The organism is Nonomuraea sp. NPDC050733 (assembly GCF_040654215.1).
Lineage (GTDB): Bacteria > Actinomycetota > Actinomycetes > Streptosporangiales > Streptosporangiaceae > Nonomuraea.
The window spans coordinates 229,211-245,798 of record NZ_JBFAHO010000001.1 but is presented as its reverse complement, the minus strand read 5'-3'; the positions used below and the strand labels follow the sequence as shown (position 1 = coordinate 245,798).

The window sequence follows — 16,588 nt, the reverse complement described above, 5'->3', positions numbered from 1 at the left end:
CCTCTCCCTCCGAATCATGTCGCCTTTGCGCGGTACTCCTGCCAGCGCTGGAGCATCTCGTCCGCGTCGCGCTCGGTGAAGGCGAAGAACTCCCGGGTCTCCTCCAGCCGGGCCCGCTGCTCGGGCCGGTCCTCGCCGACGAGCGACAGCCCGAGGTCCAGGGCCTCGACGCCGAGGTGCACCCCGGCGAGCTGGACCTTCAGGACGTGCGCCCATCCGCCGCGGGCCACCTGGTAGCGGTGCTCGCGCCCCGGTGCGGGCACGCGCTCGATCATCCCGCCCGACTCCAGCTGCCTGGCGACCGTGCTGACGGCCGTCTTGCTCACCCCGAGCCGGGCGGCCAGCTCGGTCAGCGACTGGTGCGGCGGATCACAGATCATCAGCCACGCGTACAGCCGGCCCATGGTCCGGGTCCCGCCGATGCGCTCCATGACCAGCCCCATCCGGTCGATGAACTCGCCTTCCCGTGGATCCATCGTGTCACCGCCGGAAATATCGTCAAGTACGTACTTGACGAACTATACGCGCGTCCTCGTTTCAGGCCTCCGACCTTGTGGCGGGCCGGTGCGGGCGCGGAGGCCGGCCCGCGTCGTACGCCTCGCGGGCGGCCGTGACCTGCTCGATGTTGGCCTCGGCCCACTGCTTGATCGCCTGCATGACCGGCAGCAGGCTGCGGCCGAGGGGCGTCAGCTCGTAGTCCACGCGCACCGGGACCGACGGCGTCACCGAGCGGGACACCAGCCCGTCACGCTCCAGCGCGCGCAGCGTCTGGGTGAGCATCTTCTGGCTGACCCCGGCGACCGTGCGCGACAGATCGCTGTAGCGGCGCGGGCCGTCGGCGAGCGCGTTGAGCAGCAGGCTCACCCACTTGTCGCTGATCCGGTCGAGGAGCTGCCGGGCGGGGCAGACCGCCAGATAGGCGTCGTAGGCGGCGCGCGCCTCCTCGCGCCGCTCGGCGACCGTGCGCGTGGTCATGCGGGTCTCCTCTCCGTACGTTACGCACTCTCAGGTACGTACTTCCTGCTAGAGAGTACCTCTCCTACGGTGGTGTGCGGCGGGAGATCCGCCACCCGAGTGAGAGGGAGAGATCGCATGCGTGCTGTCGTCATCCGCGCCTTCGGCGGCCCGGAGGTGCTGGAGATCGCCGACCTGCCGGCGCCGTCGGTGGGGGAGGGGCAGGTGCGGATCAGGGTCGAGGCGGCGACCGTCAACCCCGTCGACGCGGCCACCCGGTCGGGCGTCCTCACCGAGGCGGGGCTGCTGCCGGAGCGCGACCTGATCGGCATCGGCTGGGACGTGGCCGGGACCGTCGAGGAGACCGGTCCGGGCGTCACCGGGCTCGCGCCGGGGGACCGCGTGGTGGGGCTGTCGGACCGGCTCGACGTGCCGCTCGGGACCCAGGCCGAGCAGGTCGTGCTCGACGCGAACGTCGTGAGCCGCGCGCCGTCCGGGGCGAGTGCCGTGGAGGCGGCGACGTTGCCGCTCAACGGGCTGACCGCCGTGCAGGCCCTCGACCGGCTCGGCCTGGCCCCCGGCGAGACGCTGCTGGTGACGGGCGCGGCGGGGGCGGTGGGCGGGTTCGCCGTCCAGCTCGCCGCCGCGCGGGGCCTGCGGGTCGTCGCCGTCGCCGGGGCCGCGGACGAGCCCCTGGTACGGGAGCTGGGCGCGGAGCTGTTCGTGCCCCGTACCGCCCGGCTCGGCGAGGCCGTACGGGCTCTGGTGGCGGGCGGCGTCCACGGCGCTCTGGACGCGGCCGTGACCGGGGCGGCGGCGCTCGACGCGGTCCGCTCCCGCGGCTCCTTCGCCGCGGTGGTCGCGGGCGGCGCCCCGGTGCCGCTGCGGGGGACGCGCGTGTTCACCCACTGGATCACGGCGGACGGGGCACGGCTGGCGGACCTGGTCGAGCTGGTGGAGCAGGGGACGCTCACGCTCAGGGTCGCGGAGACCCTGCCGCTGGAGGAGGTGGCCGAGGGCCACCGCCGCCTCGCCAAGGGCGGCCTGCGCGGCCGCCTCGTCCTCGTCCCCTGACCTGGCCGGGGGCTGGGGGAGTCAGCCGCCCAGGGTGAGGCGGACGCCGTGGCTCAGGCCGGAGTCGTGCAGCTCCAGCGCGGCCGGGCCGGCGCCCTTGGGCAGCTCGAACACCAGCGCCCCGCTGAACGACTGACCCGGCCCGATGCGCACCGGAGTGATCTCCGTGCCGGCCTTGTCGAGCAGCCGGATGCCGCCGTGGGGGACGTCGTCCTCGTCGCACAGCTTCTGCTGCCCCGGGTAGAGGACCCGGGCCTCCTGGCCGATGTTGTCCACCTTCACCGAGACCGTACAGGTGCGCAGCTTGGCGGACTTGGCGGCCTTGGGACATTTGGTGCCGGTCACCGCGAACCGCAGCCTGCCGTCCTGCGCCGGCCCGTCCACGCTGCCCACGGCGGGGTCCCGCGTCATCCAGGCGATCAACGCGACCAGCAGCACGAGCAGCACCAGGGCGACCACCACGGCGGTCAGGCAGCCGGTGAACGTGCCGCGCCGGGGCGTGCCGGGCGGGGGCATCGTCGAGGGCGGCAGCGGGCCCGGCCCGGTGAGCCCGGACGCGGGCCCCTGACCGGGTGGCGGCCCCTGCACGGTACGCCCGCGCGCTCCGGGCCCGTGTGCCGACGGGCCGTGTCCCGACGGGCCGTGCGGTCCGCCGGGTCCGCCCAGTCCGCCGGGTCCGCTCGGGCCGCCCGGTCCGTGCGATGACGGGCCGCGGGTTCCGGGTCCGTGTGACGGCGGGTTCTGGGGTCCGGGTCCGTGTGACGGGGCCTGGGCGGCCGGTCCGGGGCGGCCGGGGAGCGGGCCCTGGCCGGTGTGGTGGTGCGGCGGCTGCTGGAGGGCCCCGGACGGCATGGGCGCCTGCCCCGGTGGGGGAAGCGGCACCTGACCGGTCTGGTGGGCCTGCGGCGGGAGCGGGACCTGGCCCGCCTGGTGGGCCTGCGGGGGCCGGCCGCCCGTGGGCGAGGACGGCCCCGGCTGGGCGGGCGGCGCGGCCGAGGGCGCCTGCGGGCCGGGCGGGGGAACGGGCGGGCGCCCGGGGGCGCTGCGGGGGGACTGCGCCAGCGGCGGGAAGTCCGCCGGGTCCCACGTGGTGGTGAGGTGGCGCGTGGCCGCGAGCTGCGCCGCCGGCTCGTCCGCCGCCCCGACCAGCTCCAGCAGCAGCTGCCGGGCCGGGGGCCGGCGCGCCGGGTCGGGGTGGATGGCCGCGGCCACCAGCCGGTCGAGCGGCGCGGGCAGCCCCCGCAGGTCGGGCGGCGCGGTGCGGGCGCGGGCGGCCATCACGTACGCGTCGCCCTCGCCGAACGGGTGCCCGCCGAGGCCCGCGTACGCGATGAGCGACCCCCACGCGAACACGTCGCCCGCCGGGCTGGTCTTCCCCTCGAACACCTGCTCCGGAGCGATCCAGCCCGGCGTGCCCATGACCATCCCGGCGTTGGTGTGGCGGGAGGACAGGTGCGCCGAGCGGGCCAGCCCGAAGTCGATCACCCGGGGCCCGGCGAGCGTCAGCATGACGTTGGCCGGCTTGAGGTCGCGGTGGACGAGGCCCGCCGCGTGGATCGCGGTCAGCGCCGCGGCGACGCCCACGGCGGCCGAGTGGAGCACGGACGGCGACAGCGCCCCGTGCTCGATCAGGTGGTCCTCCAGGGAGATGCCGTCGATGTACTCGGTGACGAGGTACAGGACGCCGCCGTCCTCGCCGTGGTCGAGCACCCGGGCGGTGCAGAACGAGGCGACCTTGCGCGCGTTGGAGACCTCTTCGTGGAAGCGCGCCCGGTAGACCGGGTCGGCGGCGTAGTCGCGACGGATCGCCTTGAGCGCCACCCGCGCACCGTCGGCGGCCCTGGCCAGGTAGACGGTGCCCATCCCGCCCGACCCCAGCCGGCTGACCAGCTCGTACGGGCCGATCGCCGGGGGGTCCTCGGGTGTCAGCGGAGTGCCCGCGGAGCGGCCCTGCAGCCCCAACGTCGCTGTCCTCTCGCCGTCGTCATCCCGCCGCCTCGACCGGCCGGGCCTTCGCCCGGCATGCCCTTTTCCACCCCAGACTCTAACGGAGGAAGACGCCCTCCGGTGGCGGCGTGAGGGCCTCGCCCGCCGCCGCCTTCCCCGCCCCCATGGGCCATGGGGGCACGGAGGGCCGGGAGGGGCGGGGAGAGAGGCCCGTCCCCAGGGGGTGGGCTCCCGAGCCGGTCAGCGGAGGGCGGCGGCCTCGGCGGCGAGCGCCTCGACGCGGGCCCAGTCGCCCGCCGCCAGCGCGTCGGCCGGGGTGAGCCAGGTGCCGCCGACGCAGCCGACGTTCGGCAGCGCGAGGTAGTCGGCCGCCGTCTCCGGCCGGATCCCGCCCGTCGGGCAGAACCGCACGTCCGGCAGCGGCCCCGCCAGCGACTTCAGGTACGGCCGGCCGCCCGCGGCCTCGGCGGGGAAGAACTTCAGCTCCTTCAGCCCCCGCTCGGCCAGCGCCATGACCTCCGACGCCGTGGCCGCCCCCGCCAGGAACGGAGCCCCGCCCGCCAGCATCGCGTCCACCAGCGACGGCGTGGCCCCGGGCGAGACCAGGAACGACGCGCCCGCCTTCAGCGAGGCCTCCACGTCGCCGGCCGTCCGCACCGTGCCCGCGCCCACCACGGCGCCGGGCACCTCGGCGGCGATCCGGCCGATCGCCTCCAGCGCCACCTTCGTGCGCAGCGTCACCTCGATGACCGGCAGGCCGCCGGAGACCAGCGCCCGCGCCAGCGGCACGGCGGTCTCCACGTCGTCGATCACCACGACGGGGATCACGGGGGCGAGGTCGAGCAGGCTCGTCATCTGTAACTCTTCTCCTTGCCGGCCACGGGGGCCGTCATCCATCTCGTCGGCCCCGAAGGCCGTTGCACGTTGTCCAACCGGGGCGAGCCGTGCGCCCCAGGTTGTCCGGCCGGGGCGAGCCGTGCGCCCAGGCTACTGAGTCCCCGGGCCGCAGGTCCGCGCGGCCATCGCCGTCCCTCGGCCCGGCGGCGGCGCCGGCTCCGCCGGAGCCGCGCGGCCGCCATGGCGGGCAGGTCGTCCGCTCATTCCGAGGAGCCACGGGCGGCGCGCGTGGCGAGGCGCCTCAGCCAGGCCGCGGCCCCGGTCAGCGCCGGTTGCGGGGCGACGATGAGGCACGTCGCGATGGCCGACAGGTAGTCCGCCATGTCCGGGTTCGTGGCGAACCGTGTGCGGAACGGACCCGTACGGACCCGCTCCGCGATCCGCGGCAGCACCCCGCCTCCCAGGTACACCCCGCCCCGCGCGCCCAGCGTCAGCGCGACGTTGGCTGCGAACGACCCCAGCAGACCGCAGAACACCTCGACCGTCTCCGCGCACAACGCGTCGTCCGCCCGCGCCACGATCGCCGACGCCGTGTCCTCGGTCGAGGGGACGCCTTGGACGTCGGCCAGCGCCCGGTACAGCCGCACCAGTCCGGGACCCGACAGGACGTGCTCGGCCACCACCTGGCCGCCGGCGCCGCCCGGCACGTGCCGGCGCGTGAGCGCCCGCAGCACCTCCAGCTCACGCTCGTCCTGTACGGGCAGCGTCACGTGCCCGCCCTCGCCCGGGACGGGGACCCAGCCGCCGTCCACCGGCACGAGCCCGGCCACGCCGAGCCCGGTGCCGGGACCGAGCACCGCCTTCACCCCGTACGCCGGGGCGGGGCTACCCAGCGGCACCAGGTCGTCGCCGTCCAGGTGCGGCAGCGACACGGCCAGCGCCTCGAAGTCGTTGAGCAGCGCCACCTCCGGCACGCCGAGGTCACGGGCCGAGCCGGACCAGGGCAGGTTCGTCAGCGCGTAGCGGTCGCCGTCCACGGGACCGGCCAGCGCCAGGCAGGCCGCACCCGGCCGCGCGCCCTCCGCGTGGTCGAAGAGGTAGGCGGCCACGGCCTCGGGCAGGCCACGGTGCTCGGCCCCCGCGAGTACGGCGATGTGCGAGGGCCGCGCTCCGGGCTCGGTCACCAGGCCGAACCGGGCGTTGGTGCCGCCGATGTCGGCGACCAGCCACGGAAAGGCGAACCCGCTCACCGCCCGGCCTTCCGGAGCCGTCCGAGGCGCGCGGCCTTACCGAGCCGTCCGAGGCGGCCGGCCGTGTCGGGCCGTCCGAGGCATGCGGCCTTACCGGGTCGTCCGGGGCGGCCGGCCTTGTCGGACCGTCCGAACCCGTTCACCTGGGGGCTCCGGCGCCCACCTGGGCCGGGTCGGCGAGGCCGGTCTCCAGGTGGGAGGCGCCCGCCTCCGCCGGGAAGCCCAGCCCGGGGCCGTGGTGCGGCGACTCGGCGCCGCTGATGCCGAAGATCCCGGCGCCCTGCTCGGCGTGCCCCGCCATGCGGCGGAACGTCGCGAACAGCTCGCGCCCCGTGCCGACCCACTCCGCGTCGCTGAGCGGCCGGCCGCCCGGCGTGCGCCGGGCCAGCTCCTCGGCCGGGACCCGCAGCTCCAGCGTCCCGGCCGCCGAGTCCAGCCTGATCACGTCGCCGTCGCGGACGAGCGCGATCGGGCCGCCGTCGGCCGCCTCCGGCGACAGGTGGATGGCCGCGGGCACCTTGCCGGACGCGCCGGACATGCGCCCGTCGGTGACGATCGCGACCCGCTGCCCGCGGTCGAGCAGCACGGCCAGCGGCGGCGTGAGCTTGTGCAGCTCCGGCATGCCGTTGGCGCTCGGCCCCTGGTAGCGGATGACGGCGACGAAGTCCTGCCCGTCCAGCTCGCCCGCCTCGAACGCGCGCAGCAGGTCGAGCTGGTCGTCGAACACCTTGGCCGGGGCCTCGATCACCAGGTGCTCCGGCTTGACGGCCGACACCTTGCTCACGGCCCGGCCGAGGTTGCCCTCCACCATGTGGATGCCGCCGTCGGCGGAGAACGGCTCGGAGACGGGACGCAGCACGTCCAGGTCCTTGCTGCCGCCGGTGACCTCGGACCAGACCAGCGTGCCGTCCTCCAGCGCCGGGGCGGAGCGGTAGTGGCTCAGTCCCCGCCCGGCCACCGTCAGGACGTCCTCGTGCAGCAGGCCCTCGTCGAGCAGGTCGCCGATGAGCACCTGCATGCCGCCGGCGTCGCGGAAGTGGTTCACGTCCGCCTGGCCGTTCGGGTAGATGCGGGTGAGCGACGGCACGGCCTCCGACAGGCGGGCCAGGTCGTCCCAGGTGAGCACGATGCCCGCGGCGGCGGCCATGGCCACCAGGTGCAGGGTGTGGTTGGTGGAGCCGCCGGTGGCCAGCAGCGCGACGCAGGCGTTCACGATGGCCTTCTCGTCCACCAGCTCGCCGAGCGGCGTGTACTCGGAGCCGTGCGCGGTGATCTCCACGGCGCGGCGGCCGGCCGCCTCGGTCAGCGCGTGCCGCAGCTCGGTGTGCGGGTTGACGAACGTCGAGCCCGGCAGGTGCAGGCCCATGACCTCCATCAGCGCCTGGTTGGAGTTGGCGGTGCCGTAGAAGGTGCAGGTGCCGGGGGAGTGGTACGACTTCGCCTCGGCGTCGAGCAGCTCGCCGCGGCCCACCTTGCCCTCGGCGAACAGCTGCCGGGTGCGGGCCTTCACCTTGTTCGGCAGCCCGGAGGTCATGGGACCGGCCGGCACGAAGATCGCGGGCAGGTGCCCGAAGTGCAGCGCGCCGATGAACAGGCCCGGCACGATCTTGTCGCAGACGCCCAGCAGCAGCGTCGCGTCGAACATGTCGTGCGACAGCGCGATCGCGGTCGCCATGGCGATCACGTCCCGGCTGTAGAGCGACAGCTCCATGCCGGCCCGGCCCTGCGTGATGCCGTCGCACATGGCCGGCACGCCGCCCGCCACCTGCGCCACGCCGCCGGCCCGCCGCACGGCCGCCTTCAGCTCCGGCGGGTACGTCTCGTACGGCTGGTGCGCCGACAGCATGTCGTTGTAGCTGGTCACGATGGCCACGCCGGGCTTGGCGGCGCCCATGAGGGCGGGCTTGTCCTCGGCGGGCGCGGCGGCGAAGCCGTGCGCCAGGTTCGCGCACCCCAGGTGCGCGCGGGCCGGGCCCTTGGCGCGGGCGGCCTCGCCGGCGCGCCGGATCCGGTCCAGGTAGACGCTGCGGCTGGCGCGGCTGCGCTCGGTGATCCGGTCCGTGATCTCCTGGATGACGGGGTTCATGGACGCTCCTTCGTCGGCCACGCGGCCACTGCCGGTGCTTTCGGTGCTGTCGGTGCTGTCGGGGTCTGGGCAGATGGTGGGGGAGGTAAGGGGGCGGCGGCGGTCACGACTCGTCCTCGTGCCAGGCCCGGCCGCTGCGGGCGAGCATCTCGTGGGCGCCCGCGGGGCCGGTCGAGCCCGCCGCGTACGGCTCGGGCAGCTCGCCCGACGCCTCCCACGCGGCGAGGATCGGGTCGATCCACCGCCAGGCGGCCTCCACCTCGTCGCGCCGCATGAACAGCGTCGGGTTGCCGGCCAGCACGTCCATGAGCAGCCGCTCGTACGCCTCGGGCACCCGCGCGGTGAACGTCCGGCCGAAGCTGAGGCTCAGCGGCACCGGCTTGAGCGTCACCTCGCCCGCGCCCGGCTCCTTGGCCATGATGTGCAGCTGGATGCCATCCTCCGGCTGGAGCCGCAGGACCAGGCGGTTGGGCGTGCCGCCGGGGAAGATCGAGTGCGGGACGTCCTTGAACTGGACGACGATCTCCGACACGCGGCGCGGCAGCCGCTTGCCGGTGCGCAGGTAGAACGGCACCCCGGCCCAGCGCCAGTTGCGGATCTCGGCGCGGATCACGGTGAACGTCTCGACCCGGCGCGACTCCTCCGTGGGCGGGGTGGAGGCGGGCTCGTCCAGGTAGCCGGGCATGTCCCCGCTCTCGACGTACTGGCCGCGCACGGTGAACCGCTCGACCTCGCCGCCGGTGATGGGCCGCAGCGCCTGCAGCACCTTGACCTTCTCGTCGCGGATCGCCTCGCGGTCGTTGCGCGCGGGCGGCTCCATCGCGGTCAGGCAGAGGAGCTGGAGCAGGTGGTTCTGCACCATGTCGCGCAGGGCGCCCGCGTGGTCGTAGTAGCCGCGGCGGCCGGGCGTGCCGACGGTCTCGGCGGCGGTGATCTGGACGTGGTCGATCCACAGCGAGTTCCAGATCGGCTCCAGGAACGCGTTGGCGAAGCGGAGCACGAGCAGGTTCTGCACGGTCTCCTTGCCCAGGTAGTGGTCGATCCGGAAGATCTGCCGCTCGTCGAAGATGGCGCCGACCTCGTCGTTGATGCGCTGCGCGCTGACCAGGTCGTGGCCGAGCGGCTTCTCCAGCACCACGCGGGAGCGGGGCGTCACCAGGCCGGCGGCGGCCAGCTCACGGCAGAACGCGCCGAACGTCCGGGGCGGGCTCGCCAGGTAGAACACCCGGTCGCGGTCCTCGTGCCCGGCCAGCAGGGCGGCCAGCGCGCCCCACCCCGACCGGTCGGAGCCCCCGTCGACGGCCCGGCCGCCGCCCACGTCGATCGACACGTGGTGCAGGCGGCCCAGGAAGCGGCGCCACACCTCGGGGTCCCCGCCGGGGATCCGGTCGCGTACCTCGGCGTCCACCTTGCCGCGGAAGTCCGCGTCGGTCAGCCCGCCGCGGGACATCGCGATGATGCGCGTTCCGGGCGCGAGCCGCCCCTCCCGGTCGCCGTGGTACAGCGCGGGAAGCAGCTTGCGCATGGACAGGTCGCCGGTGCCGCCGAAGACCACGAGGTCGGCGGTGTGCGCGGTCTCGGGCGCGCCGGACGCTGATGTGCCGGATGCGGATGTGCCGGAAGACGAGCTCATGGGGGACACGACGAGGAACTCCGTTGATCTATCAAGAAGGACAGAACGGACACTAGCCAGAGTTTGGTTCGCGGACAAGCAGAGTTTTGGCATGTGAGATGAAAAAGTTGCGACTTTTCATTACGTAACCTCCTGTGATTCACTTAGCCGATGCCACGACGTACCGCCGCGACCCTCGCCACGAGCGGCGAGGTGCTGCGCCTCATCCGCTCGGGTGAGGCGGTGACGCGGGCCGATCTCGGCCGGGTGACCGGCCTGTCGCGCCCCGCCGTGCAGCTGCGCGTCGCCGAGCTGATCGAGCGCGGTCTCGTGGTGGAGCGGGCCGACGCGCCCTCCACCGGGGGGCGGCCCCCCGTGCGGCTGGAGTTCAACGCCGCGGGCGGGGTGGTGCTGGTGGCCGCGCTGGGCGCGAGCCGCACCCGCGTCGCCGTGTGCGACCTCGCGGGCCACGAGCTGGCCGGCCGCGACTTCGCCATCGACGTCGAGCAGGGCCCCGACGTGGTGCTGCCGCTGCTCCTCGACACCTGGGACGACCTCCTCGGCGACCGGCCGCGCGAGGACGTCAAGGGAGTCGGCATGGGCGTGCCCGCCACGGTCGAGTTCGCGCGTGGCCGCACCGAGAGCGTGCGGGTGATGGCGTCGTGGACCGGCGTGCTCATCCCGCCCATCGTCCGCGAGCGGTTCCCGGTGCCCGTGCTCGTCGACAACGACGTGAACGCGCTGGCCATCGGCGAGCACCGCGGCGTCTACCCCGACCTCGACGACCTGATGTTCGTCAAGGTGTCCACGCGGATCGGCGCCGGCGTCATCGCGGGCGGCGGCATCCTGCGCGGCGCGCTCGGCGCGGCCGGCGAGATCGGGCACATCCCCGTCCGCGACGGCGGCGGCGTCCTGTGCCGCTGCGGCAACGTCGACTGCGTCGACTCGGTGGCGAGCGGCACGGCGCTGCTGCGCGAGCTGCGGACGGCCGGCAAGGACGTCAAGACGATCGCCGACGTGACCGCGCTCGTGCGGGCCGGAGACGCCGAGACGATGGCCATGGTCCGCGAGGCCGGGCGGCGCATCGGCGAGGTCCTGGCCGGCGCGGTGAACATCCTCAACCCGTCCGTGGTGGTGCTGGGCGGCGACGTGGCGGAGGCGTTCGGGCCGCTCGTGTCGAGCATCCGGGAGGTCGTCTACCGGCGCTCCACGGCCCTGGCCACACGGCGCCTGCGCATCGAGCCGAGCCGCATGGGCTGGGGAGCGGGCATCAGCGGGTGCGCGGTGATGGTGCTGGACAGCGTCCTGTCACCGGAGGCCGTCGACGAGAGCCTCGCCCGGCGCCCCTCCTGACACCCGTCCCCGAGAAGATCAGTCCGCGCCGTCGCCGTTGCTGTCGCCGTGGCCCGGTTGCCTGGTCCGGCCCGGCGGGGTGTGGCCGGCGGGGTTGGCGGAGGCGTTCGGGACGACGTCCGTGGGCGTGGGCGTGACCGGGCCCGCCGGGGAGGGGCCGGCGGCTCCTGGCCGCCGGGAGTGAGTGGGGGTGACCGACGCCTCGCCCGGCCTCACGGGCGGCGCGGTCGTGGCGCCGCGCCGCGGAGCCGGTGTGGCGTCCACCGTGCGGGGCGAGCGGGTGGCCGTGGGCCGGGGCGTCGGGGTGCGAAGCGGCGACGGCACGGCCGCCGGCGTGTGCGCGTGATGGGCGGGGCGCGTCACCGGGACGCTGGCCGTCGTGACCCGCGTGGCCCCGGCCGTGGCGGGCACCGGAGGCCGCTCGCCGCCGTCCGGCAGGCTGACCGGCGACAGCGAGGCGCCTCCGAGCTCTCCCAGACCGAGGATCGCCGCCGCGCTCAGCATCACCACGCCGGTCAGCACACCGGCGGCCATCAGGACACGTCTGCGCGGCTCGGTCTCGGTCACAGCTGCCGATCATAGATCTTGGGCGGATTCCTGGCGTCGTCAATGAGGGCAAGCCCTTCTGTCGAATGTTTGAGCGGTGGATAGATCGAATCTGTAGTTTGCTCTGCGTGGCTGTGATGTTGCGCTCGGACAGCGGCATCGCCTTCGAGTGCGCCTTTCAGGTGGTGTGGTGCCTCAGGTAGCGCAGGCGTGTGCTGGGCGGCCGGATTGAGACCCGCCTGGAAGAGCTGATCCGCGAAGTGATCGGAGGAAGGGGGCATGGCGGGTGGAACTGGAGGTGATGCTCGACCGCGTTTGTCTCTGCTGGTCGAGGTGGATCCGCGGTTCGGGATCCACAGGCTGGTCAAGGCCGTCAAGGGCCGTTTCTCGCGTGTCCTGCGTCAGGCGTTGCCGCCCTGCCAGGTCGAAGCTGCCGACGTTGTGGGCCAGCTCCTGCTTCGTGGCCACCGTGGGCGGCGCACCCCTGGATGTGGTCGAGTGGTACGTCGAGAACCACAAGAGCCGGTGATCGGGGATGCTGACGGGGCGCAGGTATCGTCTGGATCTGACGCCGGAGCAGGCTGAGTTCGCCGAGCGGATCGGCGGGGCCTGTCGCAGTGTGTGGAACACCGCCCTGGAGCAGCGCCGCGTCTACCGGCGTGGTGGGGCGTTCATCGGCTACCACGAGCAGGCGCGCCAACTGGTGGAGGCTAAGGCTGAGTTCGCTTGGCTGGCCGAGGTGCCCGGTCATTGCCTTCAGCAGACGCTCATTGACCTGGATCAGGCATGTGCCCGGCACGGAGCATGGAAGGTCCGCTGGAAGTCGCGGGTGAGGAACGCTCCGAGCTTCCGGTTCCCCGAGGGCGGGAAGATCACGGTCGAGCGGCTCAACCGCCGCTGGGCGCGCGCGAGGCTCCCCAAGCTCGGCTGGGTGCGCTTCCGTATCACCCGGCCGCTCGGCGGGACGGTCAAGAACGCCACCGTGAGCCGGGACGGCAGGCACGGGTATGTCAGTTTCGTCGTCGACGACGGCGTGGTCACGCCTGAGCGGCACGACAACCCCGGCAGCGCGGTCGGCATCGATCGGGGGGTGGCCAAGGTCGTGACCCGCTCGGACGGGCTGTTCCACCAGCAGGTTTTCGCCGGCGAGCGGGAGATCGAGCACGCCGCCAGGCTTCAGCGTCGCCTGGCCCGCACCCGCAAGGGCTCGGCCCGGCGCAGGCACGCCGCCGCGAAGCTCGGCACGGCGTTGGCGAAGGTACGGCGTCGCCGCGCTGACTTCGCCGCCAAGACCGCCCACATCCTGGCCACCGGCTTCGAGCTGATCGTGTTCGAGGCCCTGGCAACCAGGAAGATGACTGCCGGGGTGGCGCCGAAGCCGGACCCCGGACAGCCTGGCGCGTTCTTGCCGAACGGGGCCGCGCGCAAGTCCGGTCTGAACCGGGCCATCCTGGACAAGGGCTGGCACAGGATCGAGCTGGCCACCCGGAGCAAGGCTCGCTACACGGGCACTCAAGTGCTAACCGTCAACCCGGCGTACACGAGTCAGACGTGCAACGTGTGCACGGTGGTGGATCGGAAGTCCCGCGAGAGACAAGCGGTCTTCCGGTGTACCTCGTGCGGCCACACCGAGCACGCCGACGTGAACGCCGCCAAGAACATCCTCACCGCCGGAAGGGCGGAGCACGCACAAGCCAGACCGGCTGTGCGGGTTGGGGCGCGCAAACCACGCAACCGTGTGGGCCGGAAGGCCGACCGCCAAGCAACAGCAGCCCGGGCCACCGCGCAGCCGGAGCCCGAGCTGGCTGGAATCCCCCGACTTCTTCAGTCGCGGGGAGCGCTTCAAGATAGTGATTGCCGGCCGGAGGTTGGACCGTCCCCGCGACAATCGTGATCAAGATGGTGATCGCCGCGGGCGGCTCAGCACGTGCACATCAGCCCGCGCAGCGCGGCCTCCAGGTCCTGGCCGGTGCCCACCCGGGCCGGCCACGGGAAGCGGACGAGGTCGTCGTCGACGCGGACCGTCGCGCCGTGGCTGTCGAGCTCCCACAGCCACACCTCACCGCGCCCCGCGCCCACCCCAGGAGCGCCCACCCCGGGAGCGCCCGCCCCGGGAGCGCCCGCCGCAGGATCGCCCGTCCCGATGGCGCCCGAGCGGCCGGGGCCGCCGGGGCGTCCGTCGTGACCGCGGCCCTGGCCCATGAGGGCGGGCTCGCCGAGCAGGGCGGCCACGCCGTTGGCGAGCTGCGCCCGGTGCGCCTCGTTGACGTGGGCGAGGACGCGCTCGGCCGTCTCCGTCAGCGGGTCAGGGCGGGCGTCGAGGTACTCGTCGGCGTCCAGCACGCCCGACTCCTGCCCGGTCAGGTACACGACCTGCGCCACGTCGAGCCGCAGCAGCCGCGGCGCGGACGGCTCGCCGTACCGCTCCAGCGCCGCGAACAGCCCCTCGTCCGCGCTGCGCGCCGCGACCGCGACGGCCGCCGCCCGCGCCTCCTCCACCGGTACGGCCTGCGCCCACCCCTGGACCTCCAGCAGCCCGCGCGGGTGCTCGGCCTCGCCCAGGCGCCGCGTCGCGGTGAGGTTCACCGCCACCACCGCGTCGTCGCGCAGCCGGTGCAGCGGCTCGCCGGCGCGCACCAGCAGCACCGGGCGGCCCCGCTCGTCCACCCCGCCGGTCGCGGGGGAGGGGGCGCCGTCGACGGTCACCCGGACCACGGCGGAGGTCGCGGCGAGTGTGCGGACGCGTTCGGCGACGGGCGGCATGGCGGCTCCTTGAGATCCACGTGAAGACTAGGTTAGCCTTACCTAAGTAAGGATTACCTAATCACATGAGGTGAACGTGCGCTACACCGGTCCCAAGGTGCGGCTGTCCCGCCGCGCGGGCGTGCCGCTGACCAGGAAGGCCATCCGCTACTTCGAGCAGCGGCCGTACCCGCCGGGCGAGCACGGCCGCAAGACCAACCGCCGCACCACCGGCGACTACGGCCTGCGCCTGCTGGAGAAGCAGAAGCTGCGCTGGTACTACGACGTGTCCGAGCGGCAGCTGCGCCGCTACTGGGACCTGGCCGTGCGCAAGCCCGGCGCGTCCGGCGCGGAGCTCGTCACGCTGCTGGAGACCCGCCTGGCCTCCCTCGTGCTGCGCGCCGGCCTGGCGCCGTCGATCTACGCCGCCCGCCAGTACGTCACACACGGCCACATCGCCGTGGACGGCCGCAAGGTGGACATCCCCAGCTACCTGGTCAAGCCCGGCCAGGTCGTCTCGGTCCGGGAGCGGTCGCGGCGCATGCAGCCGTTCGTGGCCGCGGCCGAGGGCGTCCACGCCGACGAGCGGATCGCGCCGTACCTGTCCGTGGAGCACGCCGACCTGCGCTTCACGCTGACGGCCCGGCCGGAACGCGAGCAGATCGCGGTTCCGGTGGACGAGCAGCTCGTCGTGGAGTTCTACTCCCGCTGACCCGCCCGGACGTGTCTCGGGCCGTGTCCCGGCCGTGTCTCCGGCCGTGTCTCCGGAAGGGGATCAGCGGCCGGGGCCGTCGAGGGCGCCGTCGCGGCGCAGGGCGGCGACCTCGCGGCGCAGCGCGGCCAGCTCGTCCAGGATGACGCGGGTGGAGGCCGCCGACTCGTCGCCGAGCCCCTGCAGCTCGGCGCGCTCGGCCGCCGACTCCTCGTCCATCGCGCTCACCACCACCGCCATGAACAGGTTGAGCACGATGAACGTGGAGATCAGGATGAAGGCGGTGAAGAAGATCCAGGCCGTCGGGTGAAGGGTCATCACGTCCCGCGCGATGTTCCCCCAGTCGTCGCCCGTCATGGTCTGGAACAGCGTGAACAGTGAGGAGGGCAGGCTGCCGAAGCGCTCCGGGGAGGCCTGGCCGTACAGCTTGGTGCCATGACGCCCGCCACGTACAGCACCAGGCCCAGCAGCACCACGATGGAGCTCATCCCCGGCATGGCGCGCAGCAGGGCCGACACGACGCGGCGCAGGCTGGGCACCACCGACAGCAGGCGCAGGGCGCGCAGGATGCGCAGCGATCGCAGCACCGACAGGCCGCCGGTCGCGGGCACCAGCGCGATCGCGACGATCAGCGCGTCGAAGACGTTCCAGGGGTCGCGCAGGAAGCGCGACCGCTCCGCGTAGACCTTGGCGATCAGCTCGGCGACGAAGACGTAGAGGGCGGCGTGGTCGATGGCGGTGAGCGTGGCGCCGTGCCGCGCGGCGACCGCGGGCACGGTCTCCAGGCCGAGGGTGGCGGCGTTGATCAGGATGACGACGACGATGAGCTGCTGGAAACGGCGGCTCGTGACGACGGCGCGGACACGTTCACGCACGGGTGGAGGCTCCTTGACGGTCTCGGGTGCCCCACCATGATGGCGTAGAAGATCAGGTGTGGACGATCATCGGGGCGTGAGCCGGAAGACCCTCAGCTCCCTGCCCGACTTCTCCACGTACCGGTCGTAGAGGGGCCACTGCTCGACCAGCCCCCGCCAGGCCGCCTCGCGCTCCTCGCCGGTCAGCAGCCTGGCCGTGACGGGGATCTCCCGCCCCTTGTACGTGACCGCGGCCTCCGGCTGCTTCATGAGGTTGCCGGTCCAGGCCGGATGGTTCTCGCGGCCGAAGTTGCTGCCCACGACGAGGAAGCCGCCGTCCGGCTCGGGACGGCAGGCGAGCGGTGATTGGCGGAGCTGCCCCGTCTTGGCGCCGGTGGTGGTGAGCACCAGCGACGGGACCACGCGGTCGCTGCTGATCACCTTGCCCCGGGTCAGCCGGTAGAGGGCGCGGTCCAGCTTGGGGACGAACCGGGGGCCGACCTTCAGGAACCAGTCGGTCGAGGCCATCCACTGGGCGAAGGGCTTGAGGACCTGCATCATGCCGTGAGTGTAGCAAGCGCTAGGTCAAATGCACTCTCCGCGGAGCGTCCGCCCGTCAGG

The 16,588-nt window shown here is 73.7% G+C and carries 16 protein-coding genes and 1 pseudogene; 5 read left to right on the top strand and 12 right to left on the bottom strand.

The features are described from left to right. Positions 1 to 14 precede the first annotated feature (14 nt). Positions 15 to 476 carry a MarR family transcriptional regulator gene (locus tag AB0H64_RS01140; RefSeq protein WP_357618535.1) on the bottom strand — a complete coding sequence of 154 codons (462 nt, stop codon included), beginning with the start codon at positions 474 to 476 and terminating at the stop codon, positions 15 to 17. A gap of 61 nt (positions 477 to 537) precedes the next feature. Next, positions 538 to 975 (bottom strand): helix-turn-helix domain-containing protein, encoded by a 438-nt coding sequence (locus AB0H64_RS01135; RefSeq protein WP_357618532.1) that lies wholly within the window; start codon positions 973 to 975, stop codon positions 538 to 540. Positions 976 to 1,092: 117 nt separating this feature from the next. Here AB0H64_RS01135 and AB0H64_RS01130 point away from each other — a divergent pair, with 117 nt between their 5' ends. Next, the gene (locus tag AB0H64_RS01130; protein WP_357618530.1) at positions 1,093 to 2,028 is read left to right on the top strand and encodes an NADP-dependent oxidoreductase; all 936 of its coding nucleotides are present in this window, start codon (positions 1,093 to 1,095) and stop codon (positions 2,026 to 2,028) included. 21 nt (positions 2,029 to 2,049) lie between these two features. Here the strand turns inward: AB0H64_RS01130 and AB0H64_RS01125 are convergent, their stop codons facing one another. The 5 genes from AB0H64_RS01125 to zwf all read right to left on the bottom strand — a co-directional run bounded on the left by AB0H64_RS01125 (position 2,050) and on the right by zwf (position 9,781). Next, positions 2,050 to 3,990, bottom strand: a complete 1,941-nt coding sequence (locus AB0H64_RS01125; protein ID WP_357618527.1) for a protein kinase — start codon at positions 3,988 to 3,990, stop codon at positions 2,050 to 2,052. Between the two features lie 225 nt (positions 3,991 to 4,215). After that, on the bottom strand, positions 4,216 to 4,830 hold the full coding sequence (eda, locus tag AB0H64_RS01120) for a bifunctional 4-hydroxy-2-oxoglutarate aldolase/2-dehydro-3-deoxy-phosphogluconate aldolase (protein ID WP_357618523.1): 615 nt from the start codon (positions 4,828 to 4,830) through the stop codon (positions 4,216 to 4,218). Between the two features lie 242 nt (positions 4,831 to 5,072). Beyond that, entirely contained in the window at positions 5,073 to 6,062 is a 990-nt protein-coding gene (glk, locus tag AB0H64_RS01115; protein WP_357618520.1) for a glucokinase, read from the bottom strand. Positions 6,063 to 6,201: 139 nt separating this feature from the next. After that, a complete protein-coding gene (gene edd, locus AB0H64_RS01110) occupies positions 6,202 to 8,148 on the bottom strand; it encodes a phosphogluconate dehydratase (protein ID WP_357618518.1) in 1,947 nt (648 codons plus the stop codon). A 103-nt stretch (positions 8,149 to 8,251) separates the two neighbouring features. Beyond that, positions 8,252 to 9,781: a glucose-6-phosphate dehydrogenase gene (zwf, locus tag AB0H64_RS01105; protein WP_357618515.1), complete on the bottom strand. Its 1,530-nt coding sequence runs from the start codon at positions 9,779 to 9,781 to the stop codon at positions 8,252 to 8,254. Positions 9,782 to 9,931: 150 nt separating this feature from the next. Here zwf and AB0H64_RS01100 point away from each other — a divergent pair, with 150 nt between their 5' ends. Continuing rightward, positions 9,932 to 11,113: an ROK family transcriptional regulator gene (locus AB0H64_RS01100; RefSeq protein ID WP_357618512.1), complete on the top strand. Its 1,182-nt coding sequence runs from the start codon at positions 9,932 to 9,934 to the stop codon at positions 11,111 to 11,113. 18 nt (positions 11,114 to 11,131) lie between these two features. Here AB0H64_RS01100 and AB0H64_RS01095 read toward each other — a convergent pair whose 3' ends face one another. Next, positions 11,132 to 11,680, bottom strand: a complete 549-nt coding sequence (locus AB0H64_RS01095) for a hypothetical protein (RefSeq protein WP_357618510.1) — start codon at positions 11,678 to 11,680, stop codon at positions 11,132 to 11,134. A 107-nt stretch (positions 11,681 to 11,787) separates the two neighbouring features. Between AB0H64_RS01095 and tnpA the strand changes: the two are divergent. Together tnpA and AB0H64_RS01085 are read left to right on the top strand one after the other, a co-directional pair. After that, positions 11,788 to 12,188 (top strand): annotated as a pseudogene (gene tnpA, locus AB0H64_RS01090) (IS200/IS605 family transposase). A 6-nt stretch (positions 12,189 to 12,194) separates the two neighbouring features. Further along, positions 12,195 to 13,553, top strand: a complete 1,359-nt coding sequence (locus AB0H64_RS01085) for a transposase (RefSeq protein WP_357618507.1) — start codon at positions 12,195 to 12,197, stop codon at positions 13,551 to 13,553. Positions 13,554 to 13,579: 26 nt separating this feature from the next. On the opposite strand, the gene AB0H64_RS01080 is transcribed toward AB0H64_RS01085, so the two are convergent. Further along, on the bottom strand, positions 13,580 to 14,422 hold the full coding sequence (locus AB0H64_RS01080; protein ID WP_357618504.1) for a DUF2470 domain-containing protein: 843 nt from the start codon (positions 14,420 to 14,422) through the stop codon (positions 13,580 to 13,582). Between the two features lie 76 nt (positions 14,423 to 14,498). Between AB0H64_RS01080 and rpsD the strand changes: the two genes are divergently transcribed. After that, positions 14,499 to 15,113 (top strand): 30S ribosomal protein S4, encoded by a 615-nt coding sequence (gene rpsD / locus AB0H64_RS01075; protein ID WP_355435866.1) that lies wholly within the window; start codon positions 14,499 to 14,501, stop codon positions 15,111 to 15,113. A 63-nt stretch (positions 15,114 to 15,176) separates the two neighbouring features. Here rpsD and AB0H64_RS01070 read toward each other — a convergent pair whose 3' ends face one another. The 3 genes from AB0H64_RS01070 to AB0H64_RS01060 all read right to left on the bottom strand — a co-directional run bounded on the left by AB0H64_RS01070 (position 15,177) and on the right by AB0H64_RS01060 (position 16,528). After that, positions 15,177 to 15,482 carry an ion transporter gene (locus tag AB0H64_RS01070; protein ID WP_357619687.1) on the bottom strand — a complete coding sequence of 102 codons (306 nt, stop codon included), beginning with the start codon at positions 15,480 to 15,482 and terminating at the stop codon, positions 15,177 to 15,179. Beyond that, complete coding sequence (locus tag AB0H64_RS01065) at positions 15,467 to 15,988, bottom strand: ion transporter (protein ID WP_357618501.1); 522 nt, start codon at positions 15,986 to 15,988, stop codon at positions 15,467 to 15,469. Before AB0H64_RS01065 ends, AB0H64_RS01070 begins: the two co-directional genes overlap by 16 nt. A 66-nt stretch (positions 15,989 to 16,054) precedes the next feature. Further along, the gene (locus tag AB0H64_RS01060) at positions 16,055 to 16,528 is read right to left on the bottom strand and encodes a nitroreductase family deazaflavin-dependent oxidoreductase (protein WP_357618498.1); all 474 of its coding nucleotides are present in this window, start codon (positions 16,526 to 16,528) and stop codon (positions 16,055 to 16,057) included. Positions 16,529 to 16,588: the final 60 nt, after the last annotated feature.